A 10188-nucleotide genomic window follows, 5' to 3' on the forward strand; every position below is an offset into this window, starting at 1 on the left:
TACACCGGCCGCGGCCATCCCCGGGTGCTTCGATCGAAGACCGGCCCGCACGAGGAGGCGCTCCACCGCCACTGTCCCGCCGCCACACGGGCGAGGGACGCAGACGAGGAGATATTCCTGGTGGAGAACGAGACCCACTACGCCGAAGCCGTCATCGACAACGGTTCCTTCGGCACCCGCACCATTCGCTTCGAGACGGGCCGCCTGGCCCGTCAGGCCGCCGGCTCCGCCGTGGCCTACCTGGACGACGACACCATGGTGCTGTCGGCCACCACCGCATCGAAGAACCCCAAGGACCAGCTCGACTTCTTCCCGCTCACGGTCGACGTCGAGGAGCGGATGTACGCCGCCGGGCGGATCCCCGGCTCGTTCTTCCGCCGGGAGGGCCGCCCCTCCGAGGACGCGGTCCTGACCTGTCGCCTGATCGACCGCCCGCTGCGCCCGTCCTTCAAGAAGGGCCTGCGCAATGAGATCCAGATCGTCGAGACGATCATGGCGCTCAACCCCGACCACCTCTACGACGTGGTCGCGATCAACGCCGCCTCCTGCTCCACGCAGCTCGCCGGCCTGCCCTTCTCCGGTCCGATCGGCGGCACTCGCGTCGCTCTGATCAAGGGCCAGTGGGTGGCGTTCCCGACCCACAGCGAGCTCGAGGACGCCGTCTTCGACATGGTCGTGGCCGGCCGCGTCCTGGAGGACGGCGACGTCGCGATCATGATGGTCGAGGCCGAGGCCACCAACAAGACGGTCCAGCTGGTCAAGGACGGCTCCGGGGCCCCGACCGAGGAGGTCGTCGCCGCCGGTCTCGATGCCGCCAAGCCGTTCATCAAGATCCTCTGTAAGGCCCAGGCCGACCTCGCCGCCAAGGCCGCCAAGCCGACCGGCGAGTTCCCGATCTTCCTGGACTACCAGGACGACGTCCTGGAGGCGCTGACCTCCGCGGTCCGCGACGAGCTCGCCCAGGCGCTGACCATCGCGGGCAAGCAGGAGCGCGAGGCCGAGCTGGACCGCGTCAAGGCCGTAGCCGCCGAGAAGCTGCTCCCGCAGTTCGAGGGCCGCGAGAAGGAGATCTCGGCCGCGTACCGGTCGCTGACCAAGTCCCTGGTGCGCGAGCGCGTGATCAAGGACAAGGTCCGCATCGACGGCCGTGGCGTCACCGACATCCGTACGCTCGCCGCCGAGGTCGAGGCGATCCCGCGGGTGCACGGCTCGGCGCTGTTCGAGCGCGGCGAGACCCAGATCCTGGGTGTCACCACGCTGAACATGCTCCGCATGGAGCAGCAGCTCGACACGCTGTCGCCCGAGACGCGCAAGCGCTACATGCACAACTACAACTTCCCGCCGTACTCCACCGGCGAGACCGGCCGCGTCGGCTCCCCGAAGCGCCGCGAGATCGGCCACGGCGCGCTGGCCGAGCGGGCCCTCCTGCCCGTCCTGCCGTCCCGCGAGGAGTTCCCGTACGCCATCCGCCAGGTCTCCGAGGCGCTCGGCTCCAACGGCTCGACCTCCATGGGTTCGGTCTGCGCCTCCACCATGTCGCTGCTGAACGCCGGTGTGCCGCTGAAGGCCCCGGTCGCCGGTATCGCCATGGGCCTGATCTCGCAGGAGGTCGACGGCGAGACGCACTACGTCACCCTCACCGACATCCTCGGTGCGGAGGACGCCTTCGGTGACATGGACTTCAAGGTCGCCGGCACCAAGGAGTTCGTCACCGCCCTGCAGCTGGACACCAAGCTGGACGGCATCCCGGCCTCCGTGCTCGGCGCGGCCCTCAAGCAGGCCCGCGACGCCCGCCTGCACATCCTCGACGTGATGATGGAGGCCATCGACCGGCCGGACGAGATGTCCCCGAACGCCCCGCGGATCATCACCGTCAAGATCCCGGTGGACAAGATCGGTGAGGTCATCGGCCCCAAGGGCAAGATGATCAACCAGATCCAGGAGGACACCGGCGCCGAGATCACCATCGAGGACGACGGCACCATTTACATCGGTGCCGCCGACGGCCCGGCCGCCGAGGCCGCCCGCGCGACCATCAACGGCATCGCCAACCCGACGATGCCCGAGGTCGGCGAGCGCTACCTGGGCACGGTCGTGAAGACCACCACCTTCGGTGCCTTCGTCTCGCTGATGCCCGGCAAGGACGGCCTGCTGCACATCTCGCAGATCCGCAAGCTCGCCGGCGGCAAGCGCGTGGAGAACGTCGAGGACGTGCTCAAGGTCGGCACGAAGGTCCAGGTCGAGATCGCCGAGATCGACCAGCGCGGCAAGCTCTCCCTCATCCCCGTGATCGAGGGCGAGGAGGACGAGGGCGAGGCCAAGCCCCAGGCCAAGGACGACGCTGCCAAGTGACGTCCCGTAGTCACAGGACGACGGCCCGCACCTCTTCCGAGGCGCGGGCCGTCGCCCGTACCCAAACGCTTCTCAAGGGCGAGAACGGCATCGGTACGGTCCGCAGGACCACCCTTCCCGGCGGCCTGCGGGTGCTCACCGAGACCCTGCCGTCCGTACGGTCCGCCACCTTCGGCATCTGGGCGCACGTCGGCTCCCGCGACGAGACCCCGGCGCTCGGCGGCGCCACGCACTACCTCGAGCACCTGCTCTTCAAGGGCACGAAGCAGCGCACCGCGCTCGACATCTCCTCCGCCATCGACGCGGTCGGCGGCGAGATGAACGCCTTCACGGCGAAGGAGTACACCTGCTACTTCGCGCGCGTGCTCGACACCGACCTGCCGCTCGCCATCGACGTCGTGTGCGACATGCTCACCGGCTCCCTGATCGACGCGGCGGATGTCGACGCCGAGCGCGGCGTCGTCCTCGAAGAGATCGCGATGACCGAGGACGACCCGGGCGACGTCGTGCACGACCTCTTCGCGCACACCATGTTCGGCGACACCCCGCTGGGCCGTCCCGTCCTCGGGACCGCCGACACCGTCAACGGCCTCACCCGCGAGAGCGTCGCCCGCTTCTACAAGAAGCACTACGACCCCACGCACCTGATCGTTGCCGCCGCGGGCAACGTCGACCACGCCAGAGTCGTACGGCAGGTGCGCGCCGCCTTCGAGCGTGCCGGTGCGCTCAGCCGCGAGGACGCGGTCCCGGTCGGTCCCCGTACCGGCAGCCGTACGATCCGCGCCGCCGGCCGCGTCGACGTCCTGGAGCGCAGGACCGAGCAGGCCCACGTCATCATGGGCATGCCCGGCATACCCCGCACCGACGACCGCCGCTGGGCGCTCGGCGTGCTCAACACGGCGCTGGGCGGCGGCATGAGCTCCCGGCTCTTCCAGGAGATCCGGGAGAAGCGCGGCCTCGCGTACTCGGTGTACTCCTACACCTCGGGCTTCGCCGACTGCGGCCTCTTCGGCGTCTACGCGGGCTGCCGCCCGAGCCAGGTCGACGACGTGCTGAAGATCTGCCGCGACGAGCTGGACCGGGTCGCCGAGAACGGCCTGGCGGACGACGAGCTGCACCGGGCGATCGGCCAGCTCTCCGGTTCCACGGTCCTCGGCCTCGAGGACACCGGCGCGCTCATGAACCGCATCGGCAAGAGCGAGCTGTGCTGGGGCGAGCAGCTGTCGGTCGACGAGATGCTGCGCCGGATAGCCTCGGTCACCCCGGACGACGTCCGGCAAGTGGCCCGCGACCTGCTGGGACAGCGCCCCTCGCTGTCCGTGATCGGCCCGCTGACGGACCGGCAGGCGTCCCGCCTGCACGATGCCGTCGCGTGACGTACCTGACGCACCTGACGCACCTCACGATCCGACGCACTGAAGACCAAGGGATTCGAAGCACGATGAGTGACAAGCTGCGCGTGGCCGTCCTCGGAGCCAAGGGCCGCATCGGGTCCGAGGCCGCACGGGCCGTGGAGGCCGCCGAGGACCTGGCGCTGGTGGCCGGGCTGGACCGGGACGACCGGCTGGAGGCGCTGACCGAGACCGGTGCGCAGGTCGTCGTCGACCTGACCCACCCCGACGCGGTCATGGGCAACCTCGACTTCTGCGTCCGCAACGGCATCCACGCCGTCGTCGGCACGACAGGATGGACCGACGACCGCCTGGCCCAGGTGCGTGCATGGCTCGACGCGTCGCCGCAGGTCGGCATGCTCATCGCCCCGAACTTCTCCATCGGCGCGGTGCTCACCATGACCTTCGCCCAGCAGGCGGCCCGCTTCTTCGAGTCCGTCGAGGTCGTCGAACTGCACCACCCCAACAAGGCGGACGCCCCCTCGGGCACCGCAACCCGCACCGCCCAGCTCATCGCCGAGGCCCGCCGCGAGGCCGGCTGCGCCCCGCAGCCCGACGCGACGACCACGGCGCTGGAGGGCGCGCGGGGCGCCGACGTCGACGGGGTGCCCGTGCACGCCGTACGGCTGCGCGGCCTGCTGGCCCACCAGGAGGTCCTGCTCGGCGGCGAGGGCGAGACACTCACCATCCGCCACGACTCCCTGCACCACAGCAGCTTCATGCCGGGCATCCTGCTCGGCGTGCGCCGTGTCGTCTCCACTCCCGGCCTCACCTTCGGCCTGGAGAACTTCCTCGACCTGGGCCGGTAGCGGTGGCGGCAGGAGCGGCAGTGCGCGCTCGGATCACGTATTTCGCCCTCGCGGCGGTCCTGGTCGTCTACTTCGTCCTCGTCGGCAGCCGCGGTGTCCTGCTCATCCGGCAGGGCACCGTGGTGACTGTCGTCTTCGGCGCGTCCGTGCTGGTGCTGCCGGCGATCGGCGCCTGGTTCCTGTGGCAGACGACGCGGTTCGCGCGCAGCGCGAACCGGCTGGCGGCGGAGCTGGAGGCGGAGGGCGGCCTGCCGGTCGACGAACTGGTCCGCACGCCCGGCGGCCGGATCGACCGGGACTCGGCGGACGCGGTGTTCGCCAGACGGCGGGCCGAGGCGGAGGGAACGCCCGACGACTGGCGGGTCTGGTTCCGGCTCGCCGTCGCCTACCACGACGCGCGGGACACGCCGAGGGCCAGGAAGGCCATGCAGCGGGCCATCGCGCTGCACGACGGGAAGCCCGTCCGTACGGCCTGAGGCTGAGGGCCTGAGGCGACGTACGGCCGGGGGCCTGAGGCTCCGTACCGGCCTGAGGCGGCGGGCGCATGGCTGCTGCCTCGTGCCCTACGGCCGTGTCAGTGCCGGTACTCGGCCGCCCACCCCTCGACGGCGTCCGCCGCCATGTCGAAGGCCTCGGGGCGCCCCAGGAAGTCGGCGTTGTGGTCGGTGAGCAGGGGGCGCGGTGGCTCGCCCGAGGCCGGCGTGGCCACCACGGCCTGCCCCTGCACCGTCCGCGGCATGCCGAGCCACTTCACGGGCTGCTGCACCGTCCGCACGGCCGACACCTGCGCCCAGCGAAGGGTCGTGGTCGTGAAGAAGCCGATCCGCCGCAGCCCCTGTTCGCTCACCCAGGCGCCCACCCGGAGCAGCCGCAGCGCGCAGGCGATCACCGCTGCCGCCGCGGCCACGCACACGCCCGCACCGGGCAGCGCTCCCGCGAGGGCCACGATCATCGCGGCGAAGAGCAGGTACGAGGCCAGCAGCAGCAGGATCGCGGCCGCGCCGACCCGCCAGGGGCCCGGGCGGTACGGGCGGCGCCAGCGGTCCCGCGCTTCGTGCGGCAGCGCGGCACCGTCCGGGTGGTGGTCGTCGAGGTCATCGAAGGCGCGGTCGGCCGTCAGGAAGGGCAGGGGCACGGCTGGTCCTCACTCACATGCACGCTCGATGTGGGCTGTGCCCGGTGAGGCTACCGAGGCCTGAGGGACCCGACCACCCCAGGGTCGACCCGACCGCCCCAGGGTCGCCGACCGGTTCAGCGGCCGTCCGCCGCCTCCGGCCGCGCGGCCTTGCCCGTACCCGGCTGCTCGGTCTCGAGCGCGGGCACACCGAAGACCAGCGCGCCCACGAGTCCGGCCACGGCCGTCAGCCCTATCAGCGTCCGCCCGGCTATCCGGGAGGCATCGGCCCGCCCGCGGGGCGGCGGCGTGACATTGCTGCGGAAACGGTCGGCCTCGGCGACGAAGGCGTACGGCACGGGCGATCGGCTGCGGATCATGAAGGGCTCTCCTCTCCCGGAAGCCTCGGCGTCGATGTGGACTGTTACTCATAGAGACGCCGGGAGTGCCCGCTGGGTGCCCGTTTACGGCAACTTCTTCCTCGCAGGTCCGGACTGTCGGCGCCGGGTCGTAAGCTGGGCGCCGCCCGAGCGACGCAACTGGAAGGACCTGCCGGTGACCGACACCCCCGCCGAGAGCGCCAAGCCCAGCTTCCGCAGCGATGTGACCGTCGAGCTGGTCAAGCACAGCGCCGCGGACTCCGACGTGCTGTGGGCAGCCAGGGTCTCGACCGCGGGCGAGCAGTCCCTCGAGGAGCTCGAGAAGGACCCCGAGCGCTCGAAGGGCCTGATCAACTTCCTGATGCGGGACCGGCACGGCAGCCCGTTCGAGCACAACTCGATGACGTTCTTCATCAGCGCCCCGATCTTCGTCTTCCGCGAGTTCATGCGACACCGCGTCGGGTGGTCGTACAACGAGGAGTCCGGCCGTTACCGCGAGCTGCAGCCGGTCTTCTACGTTCCCGGCGAGGCCCGCAAGCTCGTCCAGCAAGGCCGCCCGGGCAAGTACGAGTTCGTCGAGGGCACCCAGGCGCAGCAGGAGCTGACCGGCCGGGTCATGGAGAACGCCTACCGGGACGCTTACGAGGCGTACCAGGAGATGCTGGCCGCGGGCGTCGCCCGCGAGGTGGCCCGCTCGGTCCTCCCCGTCGGCCTGTTCTCCTCGATGTACGCGACCTGCAACGCGCGCTCGCTGATGCACTTCCTCGGCCTGCGCACCCAGCACGAGCAGGCGAAGGTGCCGTCCTTCCCGCAGCGCGAGATCGAGATGGTGGGCGAACAGATGGAAGCGCACTGGGCCCGGCTGATGCCGCTCACCCACGCCGCTTTCAACGCCAACGGGCGGATCGCGCCGTAGAGCACGGATGTCCGCATCGACCGCGTGAAGTGTCCGTATTGCGACGTTTCGTGAAGTTCATCTAGGCTGAATTTACGGACCCGGCACTGCTTGAACCCCCGAGCAGGCAGTGCCGGGATCCGCATCCCGGTCCCCCGAGGGCACACGTCACGGGCAGCTACGAGTAGCGTGGGAGCCATGGCTCCGACCTCCACACCGCAGACCCCCTTCGGACGGGTCCTGACCGCCATGGTCACGCCGTTCACGAACGACGGCGAACTCGACATCGACGGCGCGCAGCGGCTCGCCGCCCACCTCGTGGACGCAGGCAACGACGGCATCGTCGTCAACGGCACCACGGGCGAGTCCCCGACCACCAGCGATGCGGAGAAAGCCCGGCTCGTACGAGCCGTGGTGGAGGCCGTCGGCGACCGGGCCCACGTCGTGGCGGGAGCCGGAACCAACGACACCCGGCACAGCGTGGAGCTGGCCCGCGCCGCCCAGGAGGCGGGCGCGCACGGCCTGCTCGCGGTCACGCCGTACTACAGCAAGCCCCCGCAGGAGGGCTTGTTCCGGCACTTCACCGCCATCGCCGACGCCACCGAGCTGCCGGTCATGCTCTACGACATCCCCGGCCGCAGCGGCGTACCGATCAACACCGAGACGATCGTGCGGCTCGCGGATCACCCCCGGATCGTCGCGAACAAGGACGCCAAGGGCGACCTGGGGCGCGCGAGCTGGGCCATCGCCCGGAGCGGCCTCGCCTGGTACTCCGGGGACGACATGCTGAACCTGCCGCTGCTGTCCGTCGGCGCGATCGGCTTCGTCTCCGTCGTCGGTCACCTCGTCACGCCCGAGCTGCGCGCCCTGCTGGACGCGCACATCACCGGTGACGTCGCCAAGGCGACCGAAATCCACCAGCAGCTCCTGCCGGTCTTCACCGGCATGTTCCGCACTCAGGGCGTCATCACGACCAAGGCGGCGCTGGGCCTCCAGGGGCTGCCAGGCGGCCCCCTGCGGCTGCCCCTCGTGGAGCTCACTCCGGAAGAGACCGAGCAGCTCAAGCGCGATCTCGCGGCGGGCGGGGTACAGCTGTAACCAACAGACTTCACAACTGAATACCGACCACAACTGCAAGTGCACGAAAGTCACGCGCGCCGCTTGCCTCGTTCCGGGGCGGGTGGCGCGCGTGGTGAGGAGAGTCTTTTGAGTCATCCGCACCCCGAGCTCGGCCCCCCGCCGCAGCTCCCCGAGGGCGGCCTGCGGGTCACCCCGCTCGGCGGCCTCGGCGAGATCGGCCGCAACATGACCGTGTTCGAATACGGTGGCCGCCTGCTGATCGTCGACTGCGGAGTGCTCTTCCCCGAGGAGGAGCAGCCCGGAATCGACCTGATCCTTCCGGACTTCACCACCATCCGGGACCGCCTCGACGACATCGACGGCATCGTGCTCACGCACGGCCACGAGGACCACATCGGCGGCGTCCCGTACCTGCTCCGGGAGAAGCAGGACATCCCGCTGATCGGCTCCAAGCTCACCCTCGCCCTGATCGAGGCGAAGCTCCAGGAGCACCGCATCCGCCCGTACACGCTCGAGGTCATCGAGGGGCAGCGCGAGCGCATCGGCCCCTTCGACTGCGAATTCGTCGCGGTCAACCACTCCATTCCGGACGCGCTCGCGGTCGCCATCCGCACCCCGACCGGCATGGCCGTGCACACCGGCGACTTCAAGATGGACCAGCTGCCGCTCGACGGCCGTCTGACCGACCTCCCAGCGTTCGCGAAGCTCGGCGAGGAGGGCATCGACCTGCTGCTCTCCGACTCGACGAACGCCGAGGTCCCCGGCTTCGTACCGCCCGAGCGCGATATCTCGAGCGTCCTGCGCCAGGTCTTCGCGTCGGCTCAGAAGCGGATCATCGTCGCCAGCTTCGCCAGCCACATCCATCGGATCCAGCAGATCCTGGACGCCGCGCACGAGCACGGACGCCGGGTCGCGTTCGTCGGCCGCTCGATGGTCCGCAACATGGGTATCGCCCGCGACTTGGGCTACCTCCGGGTGCCGGCCGGCCTCGTCGTCGACGTCAAGACGCTCGACGACCTCCCGGACAAGGAAATCGTGCTGGTCTGCACGGGCTCGCAGGGCGAGCCGATGGCCGCGTTGTCCCGCATGGCCAACCGCGACCACCAGATCCGTATCGTCCAGGGCGACACCGTGATCCTGGCGTCCTCGCTCATCCCCGGCAACGAAGCGGCGGTCTACCGGGTCATCAACGGCCTGATGCGCTGGGGCGCGAACGTGGTCCACAAGGGCAACGCCAAGGTGCACGTCTCGGGCCACGCCTCCGCGGGCGAGCTCCTGTACTTCTACAACATCTGCAAGCCCCGCAACCTCATGCCGGTGCACGGCGAATGGCGCCACCTGCGGGCGAACGCCGAACTGGGCGCGCTCACCGGTGTCCCGCACGACCAGGTGGTCATCGCCGAGGACGGCGTCGTCGTGGACCTGGTCGACGGCGTCGCCAAGATCGTCGGCAAGGTCCAGGCGGGCTATGTGTACGTGGACGGACTCTCGGTCGGCGACGTCACGGAGACCTCGCTCAAGGACCGCCGCATCCTCGGGGAGGAGGGCATCGTCTCCGTCTTCGTCGTCGTCGACAGCACGACGGGGAAGATCGTGGGCGGACCGCACGTCCACGCACGCGGCTCCGGTATCGAGGACGAGGCATTCGGCGAGGTCATTCCGAAGATCGAGGAATCCCTCACCTCGTCGGCCCAGGACGGCATCGTCGAGCCCCATCAGCTGCAGCAGCTGATTCGTCGGGCCGTGGGCAGGTGGGTGTCGGACAGCTACCGCAGGCGCCCGATGATCCTCCCTGTAGTCGTGGAGGTCTGACGCCACATCAGGACGACGGACGGCCGCGCCGGAGCCGATTTGCTTCCCGGCGCGGCCGTCCAGTACTTTGGCATCTCCCCCGGAACGAGGACCCGGCACCGCTGTGTGCCTGGAGGGCCTTCGGGAGGGCGGAAATCCGGCTCGGAGAAATCTGATAAAGTCGGGGACACCGAATGGGAAGCGCCCGGAGAAGCCGGTACTGCGGTTAATCAAAGTACCGTGGTTTCAAAGGAAGCGTCCGTTCCTTGAGAACTCAACAGCGTGCCAAAAGTCAACGCCAGATATGTTGATACCCCGTCTCCGGGCCGTGATGGTCTGGGGCGAGGTTCCTTTGAAGAAATACACAGCGAGGACG

9 protein-coding genes are annotated in these 10188 nt (G+C 69.7%); 7 read left to right on the forward strand and 2 right to left on the reverse strand.

The window, feature by feature from the left end; all coding sequences use genetic code 11:
• Positions 1-120: 120 nt before the first annotated feature.
• The 4 genes from ACTWQC_RS32710 to ACTWQC_RS32725 all read left to right on the forward strand — a co-directional run bounded on the left by ACTWQC_RS32710 (position 121) and on the right by ACTWQC_RS32725 (position 5028).
• The gene (locus ACTWQC_RS32710) at positions 121-2352 is read left to right on the forward strand and encodes a polyribonucleotide nucleotidyltransferase (RefSeq protein ID WP_443319489.1); all 2232 of its coding nucleotides are present in this window, start codon (positions 121-123) and stop codon (positions 2350-2352) included.
• Positions 2349-3728, forward strand: coding sequence for a M16 family metallopeptidase (locus tag ACTWQC_RS32715; protein ID WP_443319490.1), 1380 nt, complete (start codon positions 2349-2351; stop codon positions 3726-3728). Before ACTWQC_RS32710 ends, ACTWQC_RS32715 begins: the two co-directional genes overlap by 4 nt.
• Positions 3729-3793: 65 nt before the next feature.
• Positions 3794-4552: a 4-hydroxy-tetrahydrodipicolinate reductase gene (dapB, locus tag ACTWQC_RS32720; RefSeq protein ID WP_443319491.1), complete on the forward strand. Its 759-nt coding sequence runs from the start codon at positions 3794-3796 to the stop codon at positions 4550-4552.
• Between the two features lie 20 nt (positions 4553-4572).
• Complete coding sequence (locus tag ACTWQC_RS32725) at positions 4573-5028, forward strand: hypothetical protein (protein ID WP_443319492.1); 456 nt, start codon at positions 4573-4575, stop codon at positions 5026-5028.
• A gap of 98 nt (positions 5029-5126) precedes the next feature.
• On the opposite strand, the gene ACTWQC_RS32730 is transcribed toward ACTWQC_RS32725, so the two are convergent.
• Together ACTWQC_RS32730 and ACTWQC_RS32735 are read right to left on the reverse strand one after the other, a co-directional pair.
• On the reverse strand, positions 5127-5687 hold the full coding sequence (locus ACTWQC_RS32730; RefSeq protein WP_443319493.1) for a hypothetical protein: 561 nt from the start codon (positions 5685-5687) through the stop codon (positions 5127-5129).
• Positions 5688-5803: 116 nt separating this feature from the next.
• Complete coding sequence (locus tag ACTWQC_RS32735) at positions 5804-6046, reverse strand: hypothetical protein (RefSeq protein WP_443319494.1); 243 nt, start codon at positions 6044-6046, stop codon at positions 5804-5806.
• Positions 6047-6221: 175 nt separating this feature from the next.
• On the opposite strand from ACTWQC_RS32735, the gene thyX reads away from it, so the two are divergent.
• The 3 genes from thyX to ACTWQC_RS32750 all read left to right on the forward strand — a co-directional run bounded on the left by thyX (position 6222) and on the right by ACTWQC_RS32750 (position 9833).
• The gene (thyX, locus tag ACTWQC_RS32740) at positions 6222-6962 is read left to right on the forward strand and encodes an FAD-dependent thymidylate synthase (protein WP_443319495.1); all 741 of its coding nucleotides are present in this window, start codon (positions 6222-6224) and stop codon (positions 6960-6962) included.
• Positions 6963-7139: 177 nt separating this feature from the next.
• The gene (gene dapA, locus ACTWQC_RS32745; protein WP_443319496.1) at positions 7140-8039 is read left to right on the forward strand and encodes a 4-hydroxy-tetrahydrodipicolinate synthase; all 900 of its coding nucleotides are present in this window, start codon (positions 7140-7142) and stop codon (positions 8037-8039) included.
• 108 nt (positions 8040-8147) lie between these two features.
• A complete protein-coding gene (locus ACTWQC_RS32750) occupies positions 8148-9833 on the forward strand; it encodes a ribonuclease J (RefSeq protein ID WP_443319497.1) in 1686 nt (561 codons plus the stop codon).
• Positions 9834-10188 lie beyond the last annotated feature (355 nt).

The organism is Streptomyces sp. 8N616 (assembly GCF_052246385.1).
Classification (GTDB): Bacteria; Actinomycetota; Actinomycetes; order Streptomycetales; family Streptomycetaceae; genus Streptomyces.

What these genes read in the sequence shown, in the direction of transcription:
- ACTWQC_RS32735 (WP_443319494.1), bottom strand. Translation starts at nt 6,046, where the DNA reads ATGATCCGCAGCCGATCGCCCGTGCCGTACGCCTTCGTCGCCGAGGCC.
- dapB (WP_443319491.1), top strand. Translation starts at nt 3,794, where the DNA reads ATGAGTGACAAGCTGCGCGTGGCCGTCCTCGGAGCCAAGGGCCGCATC.
- dapA (WP_443319496.1), top strand. Translation starts at nt 7,140, where the DNA reads ATGGCTCCGACCTCCACACCGCAGACCCCCTTCGGACGGGTCCTGACC.